This window comes from Sorangium sp. So ce321, assembly GCF_051530195.1.
Taxonomy (GTDB): Bacteria; Myxococcota_A; Polyangia; order Polyangiales; family Polyangiaceae; genus Sorangium.
The window spans coordinates 3,154,011-3,179,510 of the sequence record NZ_CP150329.1; the positions used below are offsets into that span (position 1 = coordinate 3,154,011).

Here is a 25,500-nt window from a genome sequence, read left to right on the forward strand (position 1 = left end):
CCGATGACCTGCTCGGCAGGGCCGGTCCCTCTCGCGGCGCGACGCCGCCGGGCGAAGCGGATGACCGCGCCGCAGCGCGCCACGGAGGCCGTCCGCTGCGCGATCGCCGGGCGGGTGCTACCTAGAGTCGAGCGCAGCGATGCCCGCTGCCGAGGCCGAGAAGTGACCGCCGCGTACCCTCTGCTCCTCCGCGTTGCTGTGCTCGCCGCCGCCACGGCGACCACGACGGCGGCGGCCGCGCGCTCGCCCCGGCCAGCGCCGGCTGCATCGGAGGCGCTCGCGTCAGCGCCGGCAGCCTCTTCGGTGCGCTCGTCTCGGCCGGCGCCGGCAGCCTCTCCGGTGCGCTCGTCTCGGCCGGCGCCCGCAGCCTCTCCGGTGCGCTCGCCTCGGCCGGCGCCGGCAGCCTCTTCGGTGCGCTCGTCTCGGCCGGCGCCCGCGCCCCGGCCGGCGCCCCTCACCAGGGCTGCGCCCTCGCCCGCGCCGGCCGCGTCCGCCTTGCTCGCGCCGGCCACGTCTGCCACCCCGCCGCCGGCCCTGCCGGCCACGTCTGCCGCCCCGCTGCCCGCCCAGCCGGCCCCCCCGCTGCTCGCCCAGCCGGCCGCGCCCTTGCCCGAGCCTGCCTCCTGGCGCGCGCTCGTCGTGGGCGGCGGCCCGCGGCCGGCGATGAACCAGGTGGCCATCGAAGGCCACATCCGGTACTTCCAGTCGCTGCTCCCGGCCGCGGTGGAGCGGCGCGTCCTCTTCGCCGACGGGCGCCACGGCACGCGGAGCGTCCAGTTCCTCGACGGCCTCCGCATGCGCTACCGCGCGCCCAGGCTGCCGCGCATCGACGGGGCGACCACCCGCGCCGGCTTCGACGCGCTCTGGCGCAGGTTCGCCGCCTCGCGCCGGGGGGACCCGCTGCTGCTCTACTTCGCCGGCCACGGGAGCCCGGATCCGCGGCGCGATCTCGACAACAACGTGTTCGACCTCTGGGGCGGCGGCGGGCTGTCGGTGCGCGACCTCGCCGCGCGCATGGACGAGCTGCCCGACGAGATGCCCGTCGTCCTCGTGATGGCCCAGTGCTTCTCGGGCTCGTTCGCGAACCTCCTCTTCGAGGGCGGCAGGCCCGACGGCGAGCTGGTCGAGCGCGACGTCGTGGGCTTCTTCGCGGCGACAAGGGACCGCCCCGCGTCAGGCTGCACGCCCGAGATCAACGAGGCGGACTACACCGACTTCAGCAGCTTCTTCTTCGCCGCCCTCTCGGGCGTCGACCGCCTGGGCCAGCGCGTGGACGGCGCCGATTACGACCAGAACCGGTTCGTGGGCATGAACGAGGCGTTCGCGTACGCCCTCCTTCACCAGGCGACGAGCGACGTGCCGGTCGCGACGTCCGACGTGTTCCTGCGGCGTTTCGTGAACAAGCCGGATCACGAGACCATGGCGACGCCCTATTCCAGGGTCCTCTCCTGGGCGACCCCGGCGGAGCGCGCCGCGCTGGAGGGGCTCTCGGACGCGCTCGGCCTCCACGGCGAGCACCGGCTGCGCGCCGCGTACGACCGCGAGTTCGGGCCGGGGGCCGGCAGGAAGGACGTCGAGGACGTGACGTCAGCGCACCGCCTGCGGTTCATCCGGCTCGCCAAGAGCGTCGTGCTCGCGAGGACGCTCCGGCAGAGCGGCGACCGCGCGCGCGTCGAGCGCTTCGAGCGGCTGCGCGCCGCGGAGGCGCGCAACCCGCTCCTCGAGGCGAAAGCAGCGGCCCAGGCGCGGCAGGACGGGCGACGGCGCGCCGCCCGGTGACGCCCCTGGATCACCGCCAATCCGGGCGACGCGCGTCGCGCTGATCAGGGCCTGTCGCCGGGCGACGCGCGCCGCGCCGTCCGGGGCCTGTCGCCGGCGGCCGCACCCGGCCGAGAGTCCGCCTCACTCTGTGACGAGGGGCCCGATGCGGTCGGCGAACGGCCACCCCAGGCTCTCATCGATGTGGATCTGCCAGTCGAACGCCCCGCGGAGCGTCGGGTGGTTGACCTCGACCTCATTCCACGTGGGGATCGCCTCGTCGATGGACATGTAGTTCGTCTGGTCCCAGATCCCGAACCCCACGACGACGTGCGTCGGACCGAGCAGACTGACCCACTCGTTCACGTTATTCACGATGTAAGCCTGCTGGTCCAGCTCGGGGCCATCGTAATACTGCGGGGCCGCATAATCCATGGCGCCGGCGTCCACCATCTCCTTGCAAAACCTCTTGTCGCGCTCGTTCCACGGGGCCGGAGGCGCGGTGATGATGAAGCCGGGGAAGCGTCGCTTCAGCTCCAGGCTGATCCAGATCATCTCGGCTGTGTCAGGATTCTGATCGGCCTCGAAGGTGTTCCAGTCGATGCCGTCGAACCCACCCAGGTCGTTGTAAATATCGACAATGCTATCGACGAACGTCTGCGACTTCTGTCGGTCCGGGAAGCTCATGCCGTTGCGGGCGCCGCCGACAGAGAGGATGATCTTGCGACCCTGCGTCGTCCGCGCGTACTGGATGTCCGCGTTGAGGTTCGTTGCCGCTCCCCGTTCATTGCGCGGCGGCGTCCATTCGACGGCGCCCGTCGTGCCGGGCGACCCGCCGACGGGCGTCGCGGCGAAGAGGTAGATCACGTTGTAATTGCTGTTGACGTCCCGGATGCGTACGGGCGAAGGCGTCCAGTTGGGATAGTAGCCAGCGACGACCTTTGCCGGGAGCGCACCGATGGGGCCAGGGCCAGGATCAGGGCCAGGGCCAGGGTCGGGGCTCTCGCTGCAGCCAGGGTGCGGCTCCCAGAAGTACGTGCTGACGGTCGGGATGTAGCCAGGATTGCCGTGCTCGGCGACGTAGGCCGACCCCTCATAGCTCACGATGACGCCCTCGTCGTACCACTGGCCCTCCTGCCACTGCGGATAGCTGCACGCGTCGCCGCCGGGGTCGGGGCTCTCGCTGCAGCCGGAGTACGGCTCCCAGAAGTACGTGCTGACGGTCGGGATGTAGCCAGGATTGCCGTGCTCGGCGATGTAGGCCACCCCCTGATAGTTCACGATGGCACCCTCGTCGTACCACTGACCCTCCTGCCACTCCGGAGAGCCTGCGCAAGCGGCAGCTTCGTTGTGCCCCACATCGACCTCACCCTGCGGCGAGCCGGCGTCGAGGCACCCGAGCGCGCTCGCGGCGACGGCGACAAGGACGAGCGACAGCCTGGGAGCAATGAAAGTAGAATTGAGCAGCATGGTAGACCTTCCCCGGTCGACAGCAGACACCAGGCGGCGCGCCTCGACCCAGAGCACAAGTTCAAGCTCGACACCCGGACCCGGGTATCTCACGGGACTTGATGCCGCCACGGGGAGCACCCCTTCGGATTATTTTGCAGCGATCTACGCGAGCCGCCCGCTTGTCCGCCCGATGATGATGTCGTTACGGACAGATGATGTTGCTACGGACAGATGGAGATGCACCGGGGCCTGACATTTGCTGCTGCAATGAAATCATGGACCACGCTCTGCTCGTGGCACCGAGCCACGGGAACGCGCTCGGCTGACGTCGGTGTGCTCATGGGCGAGCTGCCGCCGCGGCCGTGGTCGCTCTCTCGGGAACGCTGGCGCCCGCGATCGCGACGACCTCGGCTTCCGATCTGCTCTCCAGGGTGCTTCGTGCTCTCGTGCGCGCGCGCCGCGAGACCGCGCCTGTCAGGGCGCGCTGGCCTCGATCGCCTGCATCGCGATCAGATCCGTCACGCCGGGGTCGATCCCCATCTGCATGAGCAGGGTGGTCACCTGGCCGCGGTGATGGGTCTGATGGTTGAAGAAATGGCCCACGGCCCACCAGAGCGGATGGGACCTTGGCTTCACCGTCCCGGTCGCCGTCCAGGTCAGGTCTCCCAGGAGCGCGCGCTCGTCGAGCTGGTGCACCCAGGCGAGGATGTCTGCGTCCGTCCTGGCGCGCTCACGGGCGAGATCGTCGAAGTCGGCGTAGAGCTCCTGCGCCATCGAGGTGATCTCGACGACCCTGCCGCTCGCGTCGCGGGGCGCGAAGCGCTCCTCGTCGCCGGTGAAGCGGCCCATCCACCGGCGATCACCGAGCAGGATGTGGTTCAGCGTGCCGTGGATCGACTTGAAGAAGGCGCCGCGATCGCGCTTGCGCTCGACGTCGTCGAGCTTGCCGACGAGATCAAAGAGCTTGTCGTTCATCCATCGATTGTACCGTGCCAGCGCGCGGTACTGCTCGAGCCAGGCCATGTGTCGATCCTCCGTCGAAGGTAGGCGCGCACCCTACCACGCTTACGGCATCGTCGAGACGATCCTGATCCGCCCGTGAGCGCCGGTGGCGTCCAGGGCAGGGGCGCCCTCGCGCCGCGCGCCGCCACGGACCGGCGCTCTCCGGACGCCTCCGACGGCTCGCCGCCATCGCGCGCAGCGGCCGAGATCGCCCTTGATCATGCCGCTATGGCGGACTATTGTCCTCGATAGCAGACGCGTGGTGCTCGCAGGGGAGACCTCCCTTCCGGAGCCGTCCCCGCCGAGCGCCACCTCCTCTCACCGACAGAAGGAGCCATGATGGTCAGCCTTGCGCTCGATTCAGCCGCTCTGGCGGAGACGTACGATCGCGTCAGCGATCTGCAGTTCAACCATGGAAAGCTGCTCATCGAGGATCTCCAGGTCTCTCCGGGCGAGCGCGTCCTCGACGTCGGGTGCGGGACCGGCCGCCTCGGCGCGCACGTCGCCGAGCTCGTCGGTCCGTCCGGCGACGTGGTCGGCGTCGATCCGCTGCCGCTCCGGGTCGAGCTGGCGAACAGGAAGGGCAGCTCGCGCTTCCGCGCCAGCGTCGGCCAGGCCGAGGATCTCTCGCAGTTCGCCGGCGGGAGCTTCGATGTCGTCTTCCTGAACAGCGTGCTCCACTGGCTGCCCGAGAAGCTCGGCCCGCTGCGCGAGGCGCGCCGCGTGCTCAAGCGGGGAGGGCGGCTCGGGATCAGCTCGGCCGTCCGGGAGCGCCCGCACGAGTTCGAGGGGGTGCTGAGCGGCGTGCTGGCCTCTCTCGGCCTGACCGGAACCGCGGAGACGTCCGGCAGCACCACGTACAAGGTGACCTCCGACGAGCTGAAGAGCACCCTCGTCCTCGCCGGCTTCCCGGAGCCGAAGCTCCAGATCCGCACCTTCACGGACCACTTCGCGGCCACGGACGATGTCGTCGCGTTCAACCTGGCCAGCTCCTTCGGCAACTTCCTGTCCAACCTCGCCCCGGCGGACGTCGAGCGGGTCAGGAAAGCGCTCGATGCCGAGCTCGAGCGCCGCCGCGCGCCGGAGGGGATCCGGCTGCAACGTCACCTCGTCTTCGTCGTGGCGCGCGCGGACGGCTGACCGGCCGCGCGGCCGCGCGGATCAGTAGCCCGCCCGCTTGTCCACGACGTTGATGAGCGGCCGTCCGTCGAGGTACCGAGAGAGGTTCTCCAGGAAGATCTCCGAAGCGCGCTCCGTATAACCGGGGTGCGCGCCCGAGTAGTGCGGCGTGAGGAGCACGTTCTCGAGTCGCCAGAGCGGGTGATCGCGCGGCAGCGGCTCGGGATCGGTGACGTCCAGGCCGGCGCCGGCGATCCGGCGCGACCGGAGCGCGTCGACCAGCGCGTCGGTCTGGATCGTCCCGCCCCGCCCGATGTTGATGAGGATCGCGCTCGGCTTCATCGCCGCGAGCTCGGCCGGGCCGATGATCCCGCGCGTCGCCGGCGTGAGCGGGAGCGCATTCACGACGTAATCCGACTCGGCGAGGAAGGTGTGGAGCTCGTCGACGCCGTAGATCCGCTCGAACCCCGCGACCGGCGCCGGCGTGCGCTTCACCCCGATCGCCCGCATGCCGAACGCCGCGCCGATCTGCCCCGTCCTCTCCCCGATGGCCCCGACGCCGAGCACGCCCAGCGTGCTGCCGGACAGCATCCCGAGGCCCTCGCGGAGGTCGTCGCTCCTCCACTCGGCCTGGCGCTGCCGCAGGGCGGCCCGGTGCAGGTTCCGACCGAACATCAGGATGAGACCGAAGATGTGCTCGGCGATGGGCTGGGCGTGGATGCCGCTCGCGTTCGTGATGACGAGCTCCTCGCGCGCCACGACCTCGGGCGTCAGCGCCCAGTCGACGCCTGCGCCGAGCGTCTGGACCCACCGGAGCGCCCGCGCCTCGCCGAGGAGGCGGCCGTCGGCCACCGAGGTGAGCAGCACCTCCGCCTCGGCGAGCCACTCGGGCCGCGCGCGGTGCTGCGCCGCGGTCACGACCCGCACCCGCGGCGAGACGGCGCGCAGGCGAGACACAACGGGCGCCGGGATCTCGGCGTTCAAGAGCAAGGTCACCGGGGCTTCGGCCATGGATGAATGTCCCTCGGCGCGAGGCTCATCCAAATGCCGGACCACGCCCGCCCGAGGGCGCCGGGCGCCCCCGCGATGCTCCCCCAGCAGCACCGGATCAGCAGGCGCTGCGCTCGAGACAGCAGCCGGCGCCGCCTCGCATCGGCGCCGATCCGCGCGCTCCTGGGGCCGATCGGGGCACAGGCCCTGCATTCGGCCGCGCCGCGCCGCGCCGGACTCACCTCACGTCAACCACGGACCCGCAGCGCAAGGAGCTCGCCCATGGAGTACACAAACCTCGGCTCGACCGGCCTCAAGGTCTCGCGGATCTGTCTTGGCGCCATGACCTTCGGCTCGCCCAGGTGGCGGGACTGGGTGCTCGACGAGGCGGCGAGCCGCCCGCTGATCAAGCGGGCGCTGGACCTCGGGATCAACTTCTTCGACACGGCCGACGTCTACTCGCTCGGCGAGAGCGAGGCGGTGCTGGGCCGCGCGCTCAAGGAGATCGGCCCCTCGCGCGACAGGCTGGTGATCGCGACCAAGGTCAACAGCCCCATGGGCGACGACCCGAACCAGCGCGGGCTCTCGCGCAAGCACATCAGGCACTCCATCGACGACAGCCTGCGCCGGCTCGGCACCGATTACGTCGATCTGTATCAGATTCACCGGTTCGACCCGAACACCCCCATCGAGGAGACGCTCGATGCCCTGAACGAGGTCGTCAAGGCGGGCAAGGCGCTCTATCTCGGCGCCTCGTCGATGTACGCTTGGCAGTTCGCGAAGATGCTCCACACCTCGGACAGGCTCGGGTTGAGCCGGTTCGTGGCCATGCAGAACCATTACAACCTCGTCTACCGGGAGGAGGAGCGCGAGGTGATCCCGCTCTGCCGGTCCGAGGGGATCGGGGTCATCCCGTGGAGCCCGCTCGCGCGTGGGTTCCTCGTGGGCAACCGGAGCAAGGACGGCAAGGGGGAGACCGCCCGCTCGAAGAGCGACGAGTTCGCGCAGCGGCTCTACTTCCAGGACTCCGACTTCGCCGTCGTCGAGAAGGTGACCGAGATCGCCGCGAAGCGCGGCGTGCCGAACGCGCAGGTGGCGCTCGCGTGGCTGCTCCAGCAGCCCGGGGTCACGGCGCCGATCGTCGGGGCGACCAAGCTGTCGCACATCAACGACGCGGCCAGGGCCGTGGAGCTGAAGCTCGACGCCGAGGAGCTGCGGGCGCTCGCCGAGCCGTACCGGCCGCACCCTGTGCTCGGGCACACATGATCGCGCGGCAATGCTAGGTCCGCTGCGATCGTGCAGCTTTCTTCCGATCGAGAGCGCTCAGCCGCGCGCCGGCGCGGCGACCGCCGCCCTGTCGGCGGTCCTGCACCCGACGTACATCCCTTTCGTGCCGAGCGGCTCGTCCCTGTCGTGCCCGGGCATCGAGCGGTCGCCGAGGACGCGGACGGCGGCCTCTATCGCGTGCTCGGCGAGCCGTCCCCGGGGTAGCGCGCGGCGGTTGCGTGGCCGCTCGCCTCTGCGAGGATACGGCGCCGAGAGGAGCCGGGAGCCCGGCGAGCGCGCTCGCGCGGCGCCGGCCGGGGAGAGCCCGCCTCTCGGAGGCCAGGTGAGCGAACGACTCGACATCAAGGTGCTGCACCGCCGCGGGGAGCTCGAGGCGCTGCGGGAACCGTGGAATGCGCTGTGGGAGCGCTGTCCGGCGGCGACGACGTTCCAGCGGCCCGAGTGGCTGATCCCGTGGTGCCGCGAGCTCGGCCCCGAGGAGGTGCTCGCCCTCGCCTTCTGGTCCGAGCAGGGGCTCGTCGGCCTGGCGCCCCTCGCGATCCACCACTACCGCGGGGAGCGCCTCGTCGCGCTGCTCGGCGCCGGCATCACCGACTACCTCGACGTCCTCGCCGCGCCCGGGTACGAGCGCGCCGTCGCGGAGGCGGTGCTCGGGTGCCTGCGCGAGCGGGAAGGCTCCTGGGACGTCGCGGAGCTCGGCGACCTGCGCCCGTCGTCGCCCCTGCTCGCCGTCGAGGCGCCCCCGGGCTGGTCGGACGAGGTCGAGAAGCACGAGGCGTGTCCGCGGCTGACGATCCCGGACGACGCCGGGCCGGACGCCCTGCTCTTCCCGGGGATCCGCGCGCGCGTCGCCCGGGCGCGGAAGCGGCTCGCGAAGGCCGGCGAGGTGCGCGTCGACGTGGCCGACGCGGCGAGCGTGGACGAGCTGCTCGACGCGCTGTTCGCGACGCACAGGGCGCGCTGGACGTCCCGCGGCGAGGGCGGCGTGCTGGACGAGTCGCTCTGGCCGTTCCACCGCGCCGTCGCGGCGGGGATGTGCGCCAGGGGCGCGCTGCGGCTGTACGGGCTGCGGCTCGACGGGCGGATCATCGCTTCGTTCTACGGGTTCGCCGAGCGGGACAGGCTCGCGTGGTACCTCAGCGGCTTCGATCCGGAGTTCGCCGTCCTGAGCCCGGGGCTCGCGATGTTCGCGGGCGCGATCGAGCGCGCGGCGCGCGAGGGCGCGCGGACCGTGGACTTCCTCCGCGGCCGCGAGCCGTACAAGTACGAGTGGGGCGCCGTCGATCGCTGGACGTACCGCCGGCGGCTGCGGCCCCGCGGCGCCGGCGAGGTCGGCCGGGACGGCGGGCGAGAGGCCGGGCGCGGCGCGCTCGACGGCGCGGTGGAGGCCGTGATGTCCGGCGATGTGTCGCCGGAGGTCGGCCTCGTGCGGCTGCTCGGCGCCGCGGGGGACCTCGCGGCCGCGGAGCGCGCGATCGAGGCGGCGCGGGCGGCGGCGGGGCAGGGCGGGGGAGGCGAGCCGGCGGCGCGCCTCGAGGCGCTGCACCGCTGCCTGGACGAGCGGCGCGCCGCGTGCGCGACGGTGGCGGAGATCCTCGGCGCGCACCGGGACGCGGGCGGCGGCGCCGGGGCGGACGCGCCGGCGCGCACCGCGCAGCTCTTCGACGACCTCTGCGCGCGCTCGGAGGAGGCGAGCGTCGCGGCGTACTCCCTCGGCGATCCGGAGCTCCTCGAGCGCGCCACGCGGGAGGTGGTCGAGCTCCTCGAGCGGTGGGGCCTCCTCGGGGAGGACCGCGCGATCCTCCAGATCGGCTGCGGGATCGGCCGCTTCGAGGCGGCGCTCGCGCCGCGGGTGCGCGAGGCCTGGGGGCTCGACGTCGCGCCGCGCATGGTCGAGGCCGCGCGGCGCCGCTGCGCGGGGCTGCCGAACGTCGTGCTCGCTGTCTCGTCGGGCGTCGATCTCGGCGATGTGCCGCCCGCCCGCTTCGATCTCGTGTACGCGGTCGACTCGTTCCCCTACCTCGTCGCGGCGGGCGAGGCGGCCGTGGACCGGCACGTCGCGGAGGCGCGACGGGTGCTGCGGCCGGGCGGGGAGCTCGTCGTCCTGAACTACTCGTACCGAGGCGACCTCGCGCGCGACGCGGCCGACGTCGCGCGGCTCGCGGCCCGCCACGGGTTCGACGTGCTGGCGAGCGGCGAGCGGCCGTTCTCGCTGTGGGACGGGCGGGCGTACCGGCTCCGGCGGCTCGAGCACCTGTGAGGTTCGCCTCGGCCGTGACCTGACGTCACGAGAGGAAGAGGACGAACCACAGAGGCACAGAGGGCACAGAGGGGAGAAAGAGAGATCGAGGATGGGGTTCTCTTCCTTCCTGCTCTCTCTCCCTCCCTATCTCCTCTGTGCCCTCTGTGCCCTCTGTGCCTCTGTGGTTCATCTTCTTCTCTTGGAGCACCCCGCCGGCACACCGGCGCCGTCGGCAAACCGCGGCGTCGGGATCCTGCCTTCCTCGCGGCGCGGCGAGGAAGAAGTGCCGCTGCGCGCCCGTAGCAATCGGCAGAAGGTGCCAGTCATGAAAACCCCGATCTACCGCGCGTTTGCCCTCTTCCTCCTGTCCTGCTCGATCCTGCCTGCCTGCGCCGCCGTGGAGCTCAACCCGGGCGCGGAGAGGATCATCGTCACCAAGCAGCCGGCCCCGCAGGGGTGCCGCTTCGTCGGAACGGTGATCGGAGAGCAGGGCGGCTCGTTCTCGGGGAAGTTCACCAGCAACGCCAACCTGCAGGAGGGCGCGGTGAACGACATGAAGAACAAGGCCCATGACCTCGGCGGCAACTATGTGGTCCTGGAGAACACCAATGCAGGGAACACGATCTCCGGAGACCGGGACAGCATGTCCGGGCAGCAGACCGACGTCACCCACATGGGCAACACCTACAGCTGCCCGCCCCAGCTCGTCGGCCTGTAAGCGCGCCTGATCCCCGACCGCGCCCGGTCGATGGTCCCCACGACGAGGCTCCCGCCGCTGCCGCCGGCGGGAGCCTCGTGCTCGTTGGGGGCCGCGCGCGCCCGCCCGACAGAGCGCGCGCCCGCCTGATCGTCGCCGCCGGCGAGGCGCGCGCGACCCTGTGGATCGAGGTCGAGCCGTCCCGCAGCAACGCGGCCCGCCAGCGCTCATCCAACATCGACAGAGCGCAGGTGGAGCGTCGTCCCGGCGGCAGACCGCCGGCCGAGCGCTCGGCCTGCCCGGGCCGTCGGGGCGGCTCCGCGGCCGGGCGCGGCCGCCGCTGCGGTTCGCGCCGCATCGGAGGGAGCCGGTCACAGGAGAGAAGAAAGATGGAGATGTCGTTGTCCAGGCGTACGGCCGCGGAATTTCTCGGGACGTTCTGGCTCGTGCTCGGCGGCTGCGGGAGCGCCGTGCTGGCGGCCGCGTATCCCCGGCTGGGGATCGGCTTCCTGGGCGTGGCGCTCGCGTTCGGGCTCTCCGTGCTGACGATGGCCTACGCGGTGGGCCACATCTCGGGCGCCCACTTCAACCCCGCCGTCACCATCGGCCTGATGGTCGGCGGGCGCTTCCCCGCGAGGGATCTCCTGCCGTACCTCCTCGCCCAGGTCGCCGGCGCCATCGTCGCCGCGGGCATCCTCTACATCATCGCCAGCGGCTCCGCCGGCTTCGCCCTGAGCGCCGGGTTCGCCTCGAACGGCTACGGAGCGCACTCGCCCGGCGGTTACTCGCTCTTCGCGAGCCTCGTCGCCGAGATCGTCCTCACGTTCGGCTTCGTGATGGTGTTCCTCGGCGCGACCGATCTCCGCGCTCCGATCGGGTTCGCGCCGATCCCCATCGGGCTCGCGCTCACCCTCGTTCACCTGATCGGGATCCCGGTGACGAACGTCTCGGTGAACCCGGCGCGCTCGACCGGTCCGGCGCTGTTCGTCGGCGGGTGGGCGCTCTCGCAGCTGTGGCTGTTCTGGCTCGCCCCGCTCGGCGGCGGCGCGCTCGCGGGGGTGCTCTATCCGCTGCTCGTCGGCGCGAGGCCTGTCCGCGCCGCCGTCGCGCCGCGATCCACGGTCTGAGGGGGGGAGTCCGGGCAGGCCGCGCCGGAGGGCTCGGCCGCCGGGCCGAACCGGTCCCACGCGAGCTTGGCCGTGAGCACGAGCCCGAGCACCACCACGAACCAGCGCACCTTCCTCGGCTCGATGCGCCGCGCGACAGCGGCGCCGGCGAACGAGCCGACCACCGCCGCCGCCATCATGATCGGCGTGGCCACCGCGTCGACCGCGCCCGCGAAGACGAAGGCGATCGCGGCGACGCCGTTGATCAGGCTGGCGAGCACCGTCTTGATCGCGTTCATCCGGTGGATGTCCACGTTGCCCGCGAACGAGGACAGGAGCGCGAGCATCATGATGCCGATGCCCGCGCCGAAGTAGCCGCCGTAGACGCTCACGAGGAACTGGAGCAGGAACACGAGCCACGGCCGCGAGGGCAGGGCGAACTCCTCCGACACGCCCGCGCCCGCGCCCGCGCCGCCCTTCGCGGAGGGCCGCGCCGGGCGCAGGTTCTGCCAGAAGAGGAGCAGCGTCGCGAGCAGCACGAGCCCGGGCACCGCGGCGTCGAAGACGCGCTGCGGCGTCACGAGCAGGAGCGCCGAGCCGACGATGCCGCCGAGCAGCGACGGCAGCAGGAGGACGCGCAGGACGCGGTAGTCCCGGGAGAGCTCGCGGCGGTACGCCCACGCGGACGCGAGCGACGCGGGCGTGAGCGCCACGGCGTTGGTCGCGTTCGCGGCGAGCGGGGCCAGCCCGGCCGCGATCGCCGCGGGGAACGACACGAGCGTGCCGCCGCCGGCGACCGCGTTGATGACGCCGGCCACGGCGGCGCCGCCGGCGAGGAGTGCGGCTCTCGTGAGATCCACGGCGCGAGATGGCCCGAGCCAGCCGGCCCTGTCAACCGCCGCGCGGGGCGCGGTGGCGGGTCGCGCTCGCGCCGCGCGGCACGCTGCGCTTGAGGGGCGAGCGGCCGCGCTCCTACGATGGCGCTCCCGCCGATCCAGGCGGCCGCTCCTCCTCAGGAAAGCCGAGCGTCATGCCGCGATCCGTTCCGCTACTCCCCGCCGCGCTGCTCACCGCGCTCTGGTACACCGCGCTGCCTCCGAGGGCGGCAGCCGCCGAGGAGCGCGCGCGTGTCTGGGTGGCCGACGACGGCACGCGCGTCCGCCGGCAGGACGTGGGCCTGCCGCTCTCGCGCGGCGAGGGCAACGCGATCTTCCGGCCCGGCGAGCCGATCCGGCTCGGCGCGCTCCGCGCGGAGGTCGTCGCGTTCCAGGTGATCGTCGAGGCCGGCGCGGAGCCCGTGCGCGGCGTCAAGGTCGAGCTCTCGGGGCTCGGGCCCGCGGTCAGCGGAGGCGCCCCCGCGCCGGCGCCGCAGCAGCAGGCGTCGGCTGCGCCGCAGCAGCAGGCGCCGGCTGCGCCGCGGCAGCAGGCGCCGGTCCCGGGCACGGCGCCCGCGCCGGCGATCGCGATCGACCGCTTCGTCGAGCACTACGTCGAGATCAAGCGGCGATCGCGCAACGAGCAGAGGCCCGCGGAGTCGCTCGGGTGGAGCCCGGCGGCGCGGCCGCCCGACGACAGGCACCTCGGCTTCCTCCCCGACGCGCTCATCCCGGTCGAGCTCGCGCCGCCCTGGGCGCCGTACCCGCTCGAGGTGGGCGCGCGCGAGACGAGGGCCGTCTGGATCGACCTCCACGTCCCGGAAAGCGCCGTCTCCGGCGCGTACGAGGGCAAGGTGGTGGTCAGCTCGGCGTCGCACGGCGAGCTCGCGTCGCTCGATCTCCGGCTCGAGGTCGCCCCGGCGACGCTGCCGTACAGCCCGGTCGACTTCATCGCGTTCTACGAGGCCGACGAGGTCGCCGCGCGGGTCGGCGACGGACCCGCCGTCGAGCAGCAGCTCTGGCAGCTGCTCCACGAGCACCACGTCGACGGCTTCGCGTCGGTCCGGAGCCCCGCCGAGGTGGAGCGGCTGCGCGCGGCGATCGACGGCTCGCTCTACACGAAGGAGCGCGGCTACCGCGGGCCGGGCGCCGGCGTCCCGCCCGCCGCGGTGGCGCTCGGCGCCTACGGCGGCTTCGGCGATCCCGGGGAGGAGGCGCTCCGCCGCGTCGAGGCCGTCGCGGAGCTCCTCCCGCCGGCCGTGGACGACGTCATGCTGTACGCGGTCGACGAGCAGTGCGAGAGCCCCCGCGGGCCCGGGTGGCGCCGGCTGATCCGCGGCTCGCGCCTCTCGTCGCGCATCCTCGTGGGGCACTCGTGCGGCGAGGTCGACCCCGTGAAGCAGGACGTCGACCTCGTGCTCACGCCCGCCAACCGCTTCGACTCGACGTGGGCGCGCGCCGCGCGCGAGGCCGGCAAGCGGCTCTGGGTGTACAACGGCGCGCTCCCGCGGACCGGCACCTTCATGATCGACGCGCCGCTCACCGGGCTCATGGCCGACGGCTGGATCGCGGCCTCGCACGAGGTGGACCGCTGGTTCCTCTGGGAGACGGCGTTCTGGCACGACGGCAACCGCGGCGGCAGAGGCCCGGTCGACCCGTTCACGGTCGCCGAGAACTTCCACAACCGGGACGGCGACGCCTGCCTCGGCGACGGCATGCTGCTCTATCCCGGCACGCAGCGCGGGGCGTTCGCCGCGCGCTCGCTCGGCTTCGCCGGCGTGCTCCCCTCGATGCGCCTGAAGAGCCTGCGCCGCGGCATCCAGGACGCCGGCTACATCGCGCTGGCGAGGCCGGCGTCGCCCGGCGCCGTGGACGCGATCGTGAAGGAGGTGATCCCGGCCGCGCTCGACGAGGCGCTCGACACCTCGCCCGCCGCGTGGAGCAGCGAGGGCGCCCCGTTCTTCAGGGCGCGGGCCGCGCTGCGCGCGCTCATCCCGGCGGACGCGGCGCTCGACGCCGCCGGCGTCCGCCGCGCCCTCGCCGACGCGGCGGCGGCGCGGCGCGCGCTCGTCCCGCTCCCGCGCGCGCAGGGCTCGACCGACGGGCGGCCAGCGGAAGCAGAGGGCCCCGGGCAGGCCGCGCCGGGGCCGCTGCGCCCGTGGCGCGGGCGGGGGCTGCTCCTCGCCGTCGCCGGGCTGGGCGCCGCGCTTGTCGCGCTTGTCGCGCTGGCCATCGCGCTCCGCCGCCGGGCGAGGCGCGGCGCCGAGGGCCGCGGCGCGGGGCGCGGCGCCGGGGAGCGCTGATCCGCGGGAGCACCGCCTCCGTCGCGGCTGCTACGCTCGCGCCCGCCATGCAGAGCCCAGGCAACGACCGGCGCCCCGGCCGCGCGCACCTCCGACGCCTCCTCCTCCTCGCGCGCCCCGAGCTCGGCGCGCTCGCGCTCGGCACCCTGTTCCTGGCCATCGGCAGCGGCATCAGCCTCCTGCTCCCGCAGGCGATCCGGAAGATCATCGACGACGCGCTCGGCCCGGGCAACGCCGTCAACAGCGTCCAGGCCATCGACGACGCGGCGCTCTGGCTGGCGCTGCTCATCGTCGTCCAGGCGGCCGCCATCGCGCTGCGGTACGTCCTCTTCGCGACCGCCGGCGAGCGCGTCGTGGCCCGGCTGCGGTCGCAGCTCTTCGAGCACCTCCTCCGGCAGGAGGTGGCGTTCTTCGACGACCACCGGACGGGCGAGCTGACGAACCGCCTCGCGTCGGACACCACGGTCCTCCAGAGCGCCGTCACGCTCAACGTCTCGATGGCCCTGCGCTTCGTCGCGTCCGTGATCGGCGGCGTCGCGTTCCTCTTCTACACCTCGCCGCGGCTCACGCTCCTCATGCTCGCCGTGGTGCCCGTCGTGGCGCTCGGCTCGGTGGCCTACGGCCGCCGGGTCCGCCGGCTCTCCCGCAGCGTCCAGGACGCGCTCGCCCGCGCCAGCGAGGTCGCCGAGGAGGCGCTCTCGGGCATCCGCACGGTGCGGGCCTTCGCCGGCGAGAAGCGCGAGGTGGACCGCTATGCCGGCCGGGTCACCGAGTCGTTCGAGCTCGCGAGAAAGCGCATCCGCACCTCGGGCAGCTTCATGGGGGTGGTGATGTTCGCCGGCTACAGCGCGGTCGCGCTCGTGCTCTGGTACGGCGGCCACCTCGTGGTCGCCGGCCGCCTCACCCTCGGCGGGCTCACGTCGTTCCTCGTCTACACGATCGTCGTCGCCTTCGCGCTCGGCGGCCTCAGCGACCTCTGGGCCGACTTCATGAAGGCCACCGGCGCCGTCGAGCGCATCTTCGAGCTCCTCGATCGCCAGCCGGCCATGGCGGCCACCGGCGGCCTCCAGCCTGCCTCCGTCCAGGGGGGCCTCGAGCTCCAGCGCGTGCGGTTCAGCTACCCGACGCGCCGGGACGTGCCGGTGCTCAAGGGCATCGATCTCTCGGTTCGCCCCGGAGAGGTGATTGCCCTGGTCGGGCCGTCCGGGGCGGGTAAATCGACGATCTCCTCGCTGCTCCTGCGGCTCTATGATCCCGACGAGGGGCGGATCCTCCTCGACGGGCGCGACCTCCGCGACCTGTCGCCGAGCTGGCTCCGCCGGCAGATAGGCATCGTCGCGCAGGAGCCGCTCCTCTTCGCCACGAGCGTGGCCGACAACATCCGTTATGGACGGGAGGCTGCCTCTGACGCGGAGGTCGAGGCCGCCGCGCGCGCGGCGAACGCGCACGATTTCATCCAGCGGTTCCCGGAGGGATATCGCACGCTGGTCGGCGAGCGCGGCGTGCAGCTGTCCGGCGGGCAGAAGCAGCGTGTGGCGATCGCCCGCGCCATGCTCAAGGACCCTCGGCTGCTCGTGCTCGACGAGGCCACGAGCGCGCTCGACGCCGAGAGCGAGCACCTCGTGAAGGCGGCGCTCGAGGCGCTGATGAAGGGGCGAACGACGTTGATCATCGCCCACCGGCTCTCGACGGTGATCGGCGCCGACCGCGTGCTCGTGATGGATGGGGGTACGATCGTGCAGAGCGGCGCACACGCGGCGCTCATCGCCCAGGACGGTCTCTATCGCCGGCTCGTCGAGCGTCAGTTCGTGAGCGCCGAGCTCAGGACGACGGCATGACGAGCTGCTGTGTCGCCCGGCGCTCGCCCACGATGGAGACGGCCGTCTCCGAGGCGAGCCCCGCCGCGCTCTGCGACGTGCGGCGGAGCGCGCCGAGCAGCGCGACCCAGCCGTGCTCGCTGTTCGTGATGGCGCGCGCGCCGATGCCGTCGATGCGCCCGAGCGCCTTGCGCGCGACCCGGAACACGCTGCGATCGATGCCCTCGATCAGGTCGAGCGTCGCGCCGAGCCGCTCCTGCGTCTCGGTGCGCACGTCCTCGAGGAAGCCGAACCCCGCGCGCACGACCTCCTCGACCACGCCGAGGCTGCCGTCGACCCATGTATAGATAAGGCCCTCTCGCGGGTTGCTGAGCTGCTCTCGATCGGAACCGTTGCTGCCGGCCGCGCCCTGGCCGGAGATGCTCTCGTCCATCTCGAACCCCCTTCCTTAGTCATCGTTGTTGGCAGGCCAGTCGCCTGCTGCGAACTCACTATCAACAACCGACGTCTCGGATGGGTTATCACAGGGCAACAAAAGCGTGAACTCTTTCTTTTGTGTTCGCCCCGTTTCTCCGGTTCTCCGGCGCCGTGCCGCGAAGGCCGTTTGGCGATGTCCCGCCGGGCGTCCTGCTGAGTCTGTGAACTTCCAGCGAAACGCGCGATATGTGACGTTCGTGTAGGCGAGGTGACCAAGCTGCCGCAGGAAGATCCTTAGTCCTTGGCAGGCCCGTCCCGGCTAGCTAGGGTCTCGCGGTGCCAGCGAGGCCGACGAGGCTCACGAGGACCGCGCGCTTCATGATGGGAACGACCTTGTCAACGCTCCTGGCCGCCTCCTGCGCGTCGGGGGCCTCCAGCGCTACCGGCGTTTCCGCCGCGCCCGACGCCGGCGCGCCCGCGCCGCGCCCACCCGAGCTCCTGGCCTTCGCGCTCCAGGAAGGCGCCATTCACAACCACTTCTTCCGTCGTGGCCATATCGCGGCCCATCTCCTCGTGACCTCGGGTGTGTCGCCGCGGCTCATCGTCGCTTTCCCGGCGGGGAACATGGGGGTCGCGGCGTGGTTCGACGCGCTGCCGGCGCCGGTCGAGCTCTCGGTCGAGGGGGGCGTCTCGGGGGTGGAGCGGCCGGGCGGGATGCGCGGCGTCTCGGCGCTCCTCGTGAGCGCGGCCCCGGCGCTGCGCGTGCACCGGCTGGTCCTCGGGAGCATCCGCACCGTCCGCGAGGTGGGCCGCGACGGCGAGCTTCCGGCGTGGCTCCGCGCCGACGTCGAGGCGCGTTCGGCGCCGGCCTGCGGGTCGATCGCCGTGCGGCGCACGACGGTGGACGGCGAGCACCACCTCGAGCTCCTCATCGAGCCGCTGGACGGCGCGACGGCCGCGCTCGGGCTCGACGGGCGCGTCGAGCTCGCGGCGGGGCCGCGCGGGCTCCGCTTCCGCGTGACGGCGCTCTCGGACGAGGCGCCGCTCACGCCGGTGCCCCTCGACGAGATCGCGAACGAGCGCGCCGGCGACGACCCGCGCCACCGCCAGGCGCTCGCCTTTCTCACGTACCGGGAGAAGCTGCTCGCCGGGTCGTGGCGCTTCCTCACGTACTTCGGCCGGGACACCCTGCTCGCGGTGAGGATGCTCCTGCCGGTCCTCGAGCCGGCGGTCGTCGAGGCGGCTCTCGGCTCGGTCCTCGACCGGCTCAGCCCGGAGGGCGAGGTCGCGCACGAGGAGGCGATCGGCGAGTACGCGGCGCTCCTGCGCCTCGCGGCGGGGCGCGGCGGGGCGCGGCGCGAGTCGATCTATGCGCTGCGCGAGGCCGGCCACGCGCTGCGCGAGGCCGGCCTCGCGCTGCGCGAGCCCGTCCTCGACTACAAGATGGTCGACGACGACTTCCTCCTCGCGCCGCTCGCCGCCGAGTACCTGCTCGGCAGCGCGCCGGGGCGGGCGCGCGCGGCGGCGTTCCTGGCGCGCCGGACGCCGGGCGGCGAGGCGTACGCGCAGGCGCTCGCGCGCAACGTGGCGCTCGTGCTCCGCCTCGCCGCCCCGTTCGCCGAGACGCGGGAGCCGAGGGCGCTGATCGCGCTCAAGGAGGGCGAGTCGGTGGGCGAGTGGCGCGACAGCAGGGAGGGGCTCGCGTTCGGCCGGATCCCGTACGACGTGAACGTCGCGCTCGTGCCCGCCGCCCTCCGCGCCTCGGCGCGGCTCCTCGCGAGCCCCCTGCTCGGCGCGGGGCCGGACGACGAGGGCTCCGCCCGGGCGGAGCGGCTCGCGCGCGCGTGGAAGGACGCCGGCGCGTTCTTCCGCGTGGAGCTGCCCGAGGCCGAGGCGAGGCGGCGCGCGGCGGCCTACGCGGCGTCGCTGGGCATCGATCCGGCGCCGGTGGTCGCGTCGCTCTCGGGGACGCTCTCGTTCCCGGCGATCGCGCTCGACGGGGAGGGCCGGCCCGTTCCGGTCATGCACTCCGACGACGGCTTCGTCCTCCTGTTCACGGACCCGTCGCCGGAAGCGCTCGAGGAGATCGCGGGCCGCCTGGTTCGCCCCTTCCCGGCCGGCCTGCGGACGCCGGTGGGCATCCTCGTCGCGAACCCTGCGTTCGCGCCGGACCCGGCGGTGCGCGGGCTGTTCACGGCGGGCCATTACCACGGCACGGTCACCTGGTCGTGGCAGCAGGCGATGCTCGCCGCCGGCATCGACCGGCAGCTCGCCCGCGGCGATCTGTCGTCGACCCGCGCTCGGGGCGCGCTGGAGCGGGCGCGGAGCGCGCTCTGGGAGGTGATCCGCGCCTCGCGCGAGGCGAGCACGTGGGAGCTCTGGAGCTGGGCTGTCGAGGGCGGCCGTTACCGGCTGGTCCCGTTCGGCGCCGAGCGGGCGCACCACGACGAGTCGAACGCGGTGCAGCTCTGGAGCACGGTGTACCTCGCGGTGCGCCCCTGAGCGGCGGGGTCTCGCCGGGTCGGGCGCGCGCCGCCGGCGCCGGCCGCTCGGCTCAGAAGCCCATGCAGTTCGCGTAGTACGTCACGGTGGCCGGCCAGTCGGAGAAGACGCCGCGGACGCCCACGTCGCGCGCGAGCACGTCGAGCATCACCATCGTGTCGCCGTCGTTGTCGATGGCACCCACGACCGACTGGAAATAGTAGCCGCCGCCGCTCGCCAGAGGGCCCGAGCGCTCGAGCGTCCACGTGATGATGTCGAGGCCCGCGGCCCTGGCGGCCGTCGCGTACGCTGACGGCACGAGCTTCTCGTTCCCGTCGAGCGTCACGAGCGCGAACAAGGGCGGCGCGACGATCTTCACGCCCTGGTCCGCGAGGCGCTGCATCCCGGAGACCGCCGCCTCGTAGCCCTCGGGCGTGTCGACGCGGCTGTCGAGGTACACGGCCTGCGCGCCGAACTCCGGCTCTTTCGCGAGCCAGTAGAGCACGTCGTCCAGGCTGAAGGACTGCGCGAACACGCTCTCCGGGTCGACGCCGGCCGCCTTGTAGTCGTCGATCATCTGCTGCGCGAAGTCCTCCTGCGTGTAGTCGCCCTCGTACGGCATCTCGACCCCCGGGGTCTTGAGCTCGGGCGTGAACTTGACGCCCAGGCTCGAGAAGAGCTCGATGCTCTCGGCGTGCGTCAGCAGCGTGCCGCAGGCGGCGTACAGGTCCGTGCGGAAGTCCGGTGTCGCGGCCATGTACGCCTCGGCCGTGGTCGCGTCCGGGTTCGCGGCGTCCATCTTGCCGCAGAGCTGCTTGAACTCGGCGAGCGTGATGTCGCTCGTGCAGCACTTCGCCGACGCGGGCGTGCCGGCCTCGGCGTCGGCCGGCACGAACGGCTCCGAGCACTTCTCTGCGAGCTCCGGGATCGCCAGGATGTTCGTCGTCGTGTGGAGATCGCACTGGTCGTGGCGGCACACGAGCCGGCGGTCCTTGGTGAACGTGACGTCGCACTCCACGATGCCGGCCCCCATGCGGGCGGCGGCCTCGTACGACTCCCTCGTGTGCTCCGGGAACTGCATGCAGGCGCCGCGATGGCCGATCGAGAAGTCGGTGCGCGCGAAGGGCCCGTCGGAGCACGCCTTGAGCGCCTCCTTCAGCTCTCCCTCGTCCATGTCCTCGACGAGGTAGTAAGGCCGCGGGCCAAGCTGCACGCTGTGCTGCTCGGCTCCCTCGGCAGGCGGGGCCGGCGGGGCCACGGGCTTCACCGACTCGTCGCCGCCGGAGCAAGCGCTCATCGCAGCGGCCGGCAGCGCGAGAAGCGCCAAAGTGATGTTGGTTCTGGCGCCCTTCTTCATCATGAGACACTTCCCTCTGTGGGTGGATTGAAGTTGGGACGCTATGCCGAGCACCCTGGCGGGGAGGTGTCTCGAATGAAACAACGACGCGTCATCGCCGCTGGCGCTCGGACGTGCCGGAGGCGGCGCCGCCTGTGGCGTGAGCGGTCCGGCGGGGGGAGGCTCGCCGGCGTGGCGCGGGCGGGCGCGCCCGCACCTCGTCTTACAGCGGTTCACCTTGGGCCGTCATTGCGGTCATGTCGTCCTGGGGCGTGGGCTCTGCACGGGAGGCGATGATGCGCGCCAGCGGCGGACCCCCGCGGCATCCTTGCACGTCGGCAGCCGGAGCCGCTGTCGGACAGCCTGATTTCATGTTGAGCTGGTACGAGCGACCGTTTTAACATCTCCGGGCGTGGTCGCTCACCCGAGCAGCGCGGAAACGAGAGTCAGATGAAGAAGCGATTCTTTTGCGGGGTCACGCTGGCTGTATCCATGGTGACGGGCTGCGCGAGCGAGCCGCTGGAGCAGGCTCCGGGGGAGGAGGGCTTTGCGCTGGTCCAGCACGACGCGGACACGCTCGAAGCGACCTGCCGGTCGGGCGCGGCGTCCGTGCGCGTGCTGGTGGACGAGGCCGAGGCCAACGTCGTCGACGTGACCTACGATTTCGGTGATTCGCTCGTGGCCTTCCATGTCGACTACAACCAGGGCACGGGCGACTTCATGCCAGGCGGCAGCCCGCTCGACGCTGCGCAGGCCCAGCTCCTCGACGCTCTGCTCGAGGGGCTCACGAGGTCCGTGCCGCCAGAGGGGCAGCGCACGCGGGTCGAGGAGACGTCGGTGCGCCAGACGAGCTTCATGCAGATCGTGCCTGTCGGCGAGGTCCTCACGCCCTACCGCTACGTCTCGGAGCACGGCTGGACGCACATCTCGTGCTCCTGTGGCAGTCAGTACATCGGGTCCGGCTACTATCGCCAGGCCGGCAGGGGCTGTGGCTGCAACGGCGGCAGCGGCAACGGCTGCAAGGGCCGCTGCGGTCAGGGGTGCGGTATCACCAGCGCCCCCGCGTGCGTGGGCACGACGGCGTACACACAGGACTGCGCGAAGCACGACTACGGTCTCGGGACCTTCCAGGCGGCCTCCGACGACTACACCTTCGCGAGCAACAACTGTAGCTGTAGCGGGGTCGGCACCTGCTACTAGGGTCTCGTCGCAGGCCCCTCGTGGCCCTGGCCGTCATCGCGGGCGTCGCCGCCCTTGGCTGCGATCGTTCCCCCGGTCCCTGTCCTGATGGAGCGCAGCTACATGGCCGCGCTCCACCGGCGGGGACCCTGCAGTGGTGCGCGAAGCCCGACGGCAAGAAGCACGGCCGCTGGGTGGAGTGGCACAAGAACGGCAAGGTCAAGACGGAAGGGAGCTACGTCGACGGCAAGATGGAAGGCGGCTGGGTGAGCTACTTCGAGACCGGCGTGAAGCAGCTCGAGGGCGATTACCGCGGCGGCATCAAGCAGGGCCTGTGGACCCTCTATCACGAGGAGGGCACGAAGAACCGCGAGGAGATCCACGCCAGCGACTCGCGGGAGACGAAGTGGACCGCGTGGCGCTCCGATGGGAAGAAATGGGCCGAAGGGACGCTGCTCGAGCACCATGCACACGGCCCTTACTCGGAGTGGCACCCGAATGGCGTGCTGGCGGTGCAGGGCCAGTACGACAAGGACCAGAAGGTCGGGGCGTGGAGGTACTGGAGCAGCGACGGCGCGCCATCGGACGTTCCACAGGGTGATTTCTCGAAGGAATGAGGCGTGAGGCTTCCTCGGCCGCGCGGGCTTGCCGCCGTGCTGCTCCTCGTTGCGGCGGGCGGTTGCGGTGGGCCACTCGAGCCCTCCGTCGGGGAGGATCGGCGCGCCGTGACCGGCGGAGCGCTCGATCCGGGCTCTCCGGCCGTGGGGGCCATCGTCCCGGTGGCGCCGACATGCGGCGAGGCGGAGGACGCCTCGCTGGTCGTCTGCTCGGGCACGCTGATCGCTCCGCGGGTCGTCCTGACGGCGGCGCATTGCGTGGAGAACGCGGACGCCCCGCAGGTGCTCTCGGCGGTCTTCGCGCCCGAGGTGGCGCAGGCGTCCCCTGCCGAGCGCGTGCGCACCGTCGCGGGCCGGCTGCATCCTGGCTGGAGCGCTGGAGAGAATGACATCGGGGCGCTGATCCTGGCCGAGGACGCGCCCGTCGCGCCGGTGCGGCTGGACCTGTCGGCGCTGCCGCCGGACGTCCTGGGGCGGCCCACGCGCGTCGTGGGGTTCGGTATCGACGAGGAGGGCCAGACAGGCAGCCGGCGCAGCGGCGTTGCCCGGGTGACCGCGGTCGAGGCGGGGACCTTTACCATTGCGGCCGAGCCGGGGATGTCGTGCGGTGGCGACAGCGGCGGTCCGGTCTTCCTGAACGATGACGGCGCCGAGCGCCTCATCGGCGTCACTTCGTTCGGCGATCCGGAGTGCACGACGGGGACCAACACGCGCGTCGACGTGCATGCGGCCTTCGTGCAAGCGATCCTCGACGAGGGGCCGCCGCCCGCGCGACCGCCGCTCGATCCGACCGTGGACGCGTGCACGGTGCCCTGCGAGGTCCACGCGGACTGTCCCGCTGCAATGGCTTGCGCACCCCGGCCCGGCGGGGGGAAGAGCTGCGCTGCGGCTGGCCTCGAGGCCGGTCACTTCGGCGAGGCCTGCTCCGGGCCCGGCGGCGAGCGGCTCTGCGTGAAGGCGGGCGAGGAATGTCGGCTCTGGCTTCCCTGTCCAGGAGGGCAAACGGAGGAGGTCGGTTGCGCGGTCACGGGGGGCCGCAGCGGCGCGGGGGGGAAGAGCGGAAAGGGGACCTTGGCCGCGCTGTTCGCGCTGGCGGTGTGCTCGAGGCGCCGGCGGTCGCGCCGCGAGCACCGCGCCACACGCGACGCGTGATGTCCGCGTCCCGGGGGTAGCCGCTCACGTCCTTCCGACTCTCGTGGTGTACGGGCACGCTCCTGGTAGTGCGTTCCCCTCACGGCCCTGATGTACGCGGCGCCGGGCTCGACGCCGCTGCGGCCGGCGCGGAGGCGGCCGGCGCGGGCGCGCTCGGCGCTGCGCTCGTGGCCGGCGCGTCCAGCGTCGTGCCGGCCTTGATCCAGGACGGCGCCTGCGTCACCACCTGGGCGAACTGGTAGACGAAGCGCGCCTCGCCCGCGTCGTCTCCGGTCTTCACCGTGAAGCTCACCGTTCCTGGCGCGTCGTCCGCGACCGAGGGCTCCTCCATCTCGGCGACCGGCCCGGCGAGCCGCCCGAGCAGCTGCACCGTCTTGTCGCAGAGCCGGATGACCAGCGGCTGCACGAGGCCCGCGCCGCCTTCCTTCTTGCTCTCGTAGCTCGCCACGATGAGCTCCTCGTTCGGCGTCGGGTGCCAGCGCCACACCTTCGCGAACGCAGAGGTCACGCCCGCGGCGTCCTTGAGCTGGGCATTGACGAGGGCCCGCTCGAGCCGCCCGAGCAGCGCCTCGTCCGGCGCGACCTCGAGCGCGAGCGCCGGCGGGGCCTCCTCGGGCGCGGGGATCACCACCTCCGCCGGGTTCACGGCCCCGCCGCAGCAGCGAAAGCCCACGTTCGCCTCCGAGGTCGCCGGATCGGCCGCCCGGACGGCGCTGCAACGCATGTGGGCATAAGGCTGGTTGCCGTGACCGCCCCGGAGCACGGCTTTGCCCTCCTCCTTCCCGCGCTTCCACGCGCTCGCGGTCCACTCCCAGACGAATCCGTGCATCGCTCGCACCCCGAAGCCGCTCGCGCAGCGCTCGTGAGCGGCGTAGGCGGGGATGGCGCCCAGCCCGCTCGGGCAGGCCTTGGCGTCGAACCGGTCGCCGTACTCATAACGGCCATTCGACGGCCCCTTGCACGCCCGTTCCCACTCCAGCTCGGTGCACAGCCGTCGCCCGCGGGCCTCGCAGAGCTGCTTCGCCTTCTCCTGGGTGACGCCGGTGAGCGGAGGTTGGGCAGGGTCGTTGGGGTAAGGGTACGTATCGATGGTGAACTCGCCGACGCCGATGGAAACGCCTGCGAGCTCCTCCGCGGGGAGGCGAGGGTGGTCGCCGCAGGCCGTGCCGGCGACGAGCTCGCCGGCCGGAACGGTCACCATCGGGCCCGCGCTGCCCGCGGAGGCGGCAGCTGGAGCGGCGGGCGCCGCCGCGTCGGCGGTGGACGACGAGGACGCCGCGGCGGCCGGGCCAGGCGCGGCGCTGCCTGCGGGCGGCGCGTGGTCCTGCGACCGGCTGGAGCATGCGGAGGCTGCGAGCGCGAGCGCGGCGGCGAGGAGGAGGGGAGAAGGCCGGCGGGATGACACGGCACGTGCGTAAGGGAGCCGCGCCAGCGCGTCAACTCGGCCCGGCCGGCGGTGGAGCGAAGGCGGCGCATCCGACACTGCCGGTGTAGCTTTTGTTAAGCATGGTTCACAACCACCGGAGGCAGTGTACGCTCTCGACCGCCTCTGGCGAGCCTCCGTGCCGGAGGAGGCTCGTCGGCCTTGACGCGGCTATGTCCAGCCTATCCGGCGAGGTGTTCACCATGAAGCGCTTGCTCGCGATGACTACGGCTCCTGGAAGTCAGTC

Annotated in this window: 19 protein-coding genes; 12 read left to right on the plus strand and 7 right to left on the minus strand. The window is 72.4% G+C overall.

The annotated features are described in order from the left end of the window. Positions 1–411 precede the first annotated feature (411 nt). Positions 412–1,779 carry a hypothetical protein gene (locus WME89_RS12225; RefSeq protein WP_438009364.1) on the plus strand — a complete coding sequence of 456 codons (1,368 nt, stop codon included), beginning with the start codon at positions 412–414 and terminating at the stop codon, positions 1,777–1,779. A gap of 123 nt (positions 1,780–1,902) precedes the next feature. Here the strand turns inward: WME89_RS12225 and WME89_RS12230 are convergent, their stop codons facing one another. Beyond that, a complete protein-coding gene (locus WME89_RS12230; protein WP_438009365.1) occupies positions 1,903–3,228 on the minus strand; it encodes a glycosyl hydrolase family 18 protein in 1,326 nt (441 codons plus the stop codon). A 456-nt stretch (positions 3,229–3,684) separates the two neighbouring features. Continuing rightward, complete coding sequence (locus tag WME89_RS12235) at positions 3,685–4,233, minus strand: DinB family protein (protein WP_438009366.1); 549 nt, start codon at positions 4,231–4,233, stop codon at positions 3,685–3,687. 315 nt (positions 4,234–4,548) lie between these two features. Here WME89_RS12235 and WME89_RS12240 point away from each other — a divergent pair, with 315 nt between their 5' ends. After that, on the plus strand, positions 4,549–5,352 hold the full coding sequence (locus tag WME89_RS12240) for a class I SAM-dependent methyltransferase (protein WP_438009367.1): 804 nt from the start codon (positions 4,549–4,551) through the stop codon (positions 5,350–5,352). Positions 5,353–5,373: 21 nt separating this feature from the next. Here WME89_RS12240 and WME89_RS12245 read toward each other — a convergent pair whose 3' ends face one another. Continuing rightward, the gene (locus WME89_RS12245; RefSeq protein WP_438009368.1) at positions 5,374–6,342 is read right to left on the minus strand and encodes a D-2-hydroxyacid dehydrogenase; all 969 of its coding nucleotides are present in this window, start codon (positions 6,340–6,342) and stop codon (positions 5,374–5,376) included. 261 nt (positions 6,343–6,603) lie between these two features. Here WME89_RS12245 and WME89_RS12250 point away from each other — a divergent pair, with 261 nt between their 5' ends. From WME89_RS12250 to aqpZ, 4 genes are all read left to right on the plus strand, one after another. Beyond that, positions 6,604–7,587: an aldo/keto reductase gene (locus WME89_RS12250; protein WP_438009369.1), complete on the plus strand. Its 984-nt coding sequence runs from the start codon at positions 6,604–6,606 to the stop codon at positions 7,585–7,587. Between the two features lie 343 nt (positions 7,588–7,930). Then, positions 7,931–9,868, plus strand: coding sequence for a GNAT family N-acetyltransferase (locus WME89_RS12255; protein ID WP_438009370.1), 1,938 nt, complete (start codon positions 7,931–7,933; stop codon positions 9,866–9,868). A 307-nt stretch (positions 9,869–10,175) separates the two neighbouring features. Next, positions 10,176–10,568 (plus strand): DUF4156 domain-containing protein, encoded by a 393-nt coding sequence (locus WME89_RS12260; protein WP_438009371.1) that lies wholly within the window; start codon positions 10,176–10,178, stop codon positions 10,566–10,568. A 374-nt stretch (positions 10,569–10,942) separates the two neighbouring features. Continuing rightward, the gene (aqpZ, locus tag WME89_RS12265) at positions 10,943–11,674 is read left to right on the plus strand and encodes an aquaporin Z (protein ID WP_437625337.1); all 732 of its coding nucleotides are present in this window, start codon (positions 10,943–10,945) and stop codon (positions 11,672–11,674) included. On the opposite strand, the gene WME89_RS12270 is transcribed toward aqpZ, so the two are convergent. Further along, the gene (locus WME89_RS12270) at positions 11,611–12,513 is read right to left on the minus strand and encodes a sulfite exporter TauE/SafE family protein (RefSeq protein ID WP_438009372.1); all 903 of its coding nucleotides are present in this window, start codon (positions 12,511–12,513) and stop codon (positions 11,611–11,613) included. The two genes, aqpZ and WME89_RS12270, sit on opposite strands and share 64 nt — an antisense overlap. A gap of 170 nt (positions 12,514–12,683) precedes the next feature. Between WME89_RS12270 and WME89_RS12275 the strand changes: the two genes are divergently transcribed. Together WME89_RS12275 and WME89_RS12280 are read left to right on the plus strand one after the other, a co-directional pair. Further along, positions 12,684–14,831, plus strand: coding sequence for a hypothetical protein (locus tag WME89_RS12275; protein WP_438009373.1), 2,148 nt, complete (start codon positions 12,684–12,686; stop codon positions 14,829–14,831). A gap of 47 nt (positions 14,832–14,878) precedes the next feature. Continuing rightward, positions 14,879–16,669 (plus strand): ABC transporter ATP-binding protein, encoded by a 1,791-nt coding sequence (locus WME89_RS12280; protein WP_438009374.1) that lies wholly within the window; start codon positions 14,879–14,881, stop codon positions 16,667–16,669. Here the strand turns inward: WME89_RS12280 and WME89_RS12285 are convergent. Continuing rightward, the gene (locus tag WME89_RS12285) at positions 16,653–17,081 is read right to left on the minus strand and encodes a hypothetical protein (RefSeq protein ID WP_438009375.1); all 429 of its coding nucleotides are present in this window, start codon (positions 17,079–17,081) and stop codon (positions 16,653–16,655) included. The genes WME89_RS12280 and WME89_RS12285 overlap by 17 nt on opposite strands. 377 nt (positions 17,082–17,458) lie before the next feature. Between WME89_RS12285 and WME89_RS12290 the strand changes: the two genes are divergently transcribed. Then, positions 17,459–19,567: a hypothetical protein gene (locus tag WME89_RS12290; RefSeq protein WP_438009376.1), complete on the plus strand. Its 2,109-nt coding sequence runs from the start codon at positions 17,459–17,461 to the stop codon at positions 19,565–19,567. Between the two features lie 52 nt (positions 19,568–19,619). On the opposite strand, the gene WME89_RS12295 is transcribed toward WME89_RS12290, so the two are convergent. Then, the gene (locus WME89_RS12295) at positions 19,620–20,906 is read right to left on the minus strand and encodes a glycerophosphodiester phosphodiesterase family protein (protein WP_438009377.1); all 1,287 of its coding nucleotides are present in this window, start codon (positions 20,904–20,906) and stop codon (positions 19,620–19,622) included. A gap of 426 nt (positions 20,907–21,332) precedes the next feature. Here WME89_RS12295 and WME89_RS12300 point away from each other — a divergent pair, with 426 nt between their 5' ends. The 3 genes from WME89_RS12300 (at position 21,333) to WME89_RS12310 (ending at position 23,830) form a co-directional block, all read left to right on the plus strand. Next, complete coding sequence (locus tag WME89_RS12300; protein ID WP_438009378.1) at positions 21,333–22,082, plus strand: hypothetical protein; 750 nt, start codon at positions 21,333–21,335, stop codon at positions 22,080–22,082. Positions 22,083–22,102: 20 nt separating this feature from the next. Next, the gene (locus WME89_RS12305; RefSeq protein WP_438009379.1) at positions 22,103–22,678 is read left to right on the plus strand and encodes a toxin-antitoxin system YwqK family antitoxin; all 576 of its coding nucleotides are present in this window, start codon (positions 22,103–22,105) and stop codon (positions 22,676–22,678) included. A gap of 108 nt (positions 22,679–22,786) precedes the next feature. Continuing rightward, positions 22,787–23,830 (plus strand): S1 family peptidase, encoded by a 1,044-nt coding sequence (locus WME89_RS12310; RefSeq protein ID WP_438009380.1) that lies wholly within the window; start codon positions 22,787–22,789, stop codon positions 23,828–23,830. Positions 23,831–23,909: 79 nt separating this feature from the next. On the opposite strand, the gene WME89_RS12315 is transcribed toward WME89_RS12310, so the two are convergent. After that, positions 23,910–25,235: a formylglycine-generating enzyme family protein gene (locus WME89_RS12315; RefSeq protein WP_438009381.1), complete on the minus strand. Its 1,326-nt coding sequence runs from the start codon at positions 25,233–25,235 to the stop codon at positions 23,910–23,912. Positions 25,236–25,500: the final 265 nt, after the last annotated feature.

Excerpts from the sequence above, each read along its gene's own strand:
- WME89_RS12230 (WP_438009365.1), bottom strand. The coding sequence starts at position 3,228 with ATGCTGCTCAATTCTACTTTCATTGCTCCCAGGCTGTCGCTCGTCCTT.
- WME89_RS12275 (WP_438009373.1), top strand. The coding sequence starts at position 12,684 with ATGCCGCGATCCGTTCCGCTACTCCCCGCCGCGCTGCTCACCGCGCTC.
- WME89_RS12250 (WP_438009369.1), top strand. The coding sequence starts at position 6,604 with ATGGAGTACACAAACCTCGGCTCGACCGGCCTCAAGGTCTCGCGGATC.
- WME89_RS12240 (WP_438009367.1), top strand. The coding sequence starts at position 4,549 with ATGATGGTCAGCCTTGCGCTCGATTCAGCCGCTCTGGCGGAGACGTAC.
- WME89_RS12300 (WP_438009378.1), top strand. The coding sequence starts at position 21,333 with ATGAAGAAGCGATTCTTTTGCGGGGTCACGCTGGCTGTATCCATGGTG.
- WME89_RS12245 (WP_438009368.1), bottom strand. The coding sequence starts at position 6,342 with ATGGCCGAAGCCCCGGTGACCTTGCTCTTGAACGCCGAGATCCCGGCG.
- WME89_RS12295 (WP_438009377.1), bottom strand. The coding sequence starts at position 20,906 with ATGATGAAGAAGGGCGCCAGAACCAACATCACTTTGGCGCTTCTCGCG.
- aqpZ (WP_437625337.1), top strand. The coding sequence starts at position 10,943 with ATGTCGTTGTCCAGGCGTACGGCCGCGGAATTTCTCGGGACGTTCTGG.
- WME89_RS12285 (WP_438009375.1), bottom strand. The coding sequence starts at position 17,081 with ATGGACGAGAGCATCTCCGGCCAGGGCGCGGCCGGCAGCAACGGTTCC.
- WME89_RS12235 (WP_438009366.1), bottom strand. The coding sequence starts at position 4,233 with ATGGCCTGGCTCGAGCAGTACCGCGCGCTGGCACGGTACAATCGATGG.
- WME89_RS12260 (WP_438009371.1), top strand. The coding sequence starts at position 10,176 with ATGAAAACCCCGATCTACCGCGCGTTTGCCCTCTTCCTCCTGTCCTGC.
- WME89_RS12280 (WP_438009374.1), top strand. The coding sequence starts at position 14,879 with ATGCAGAGCCCAGGCAACGACCGGCGCCCCGGCCGCGCGCACCTCCGA.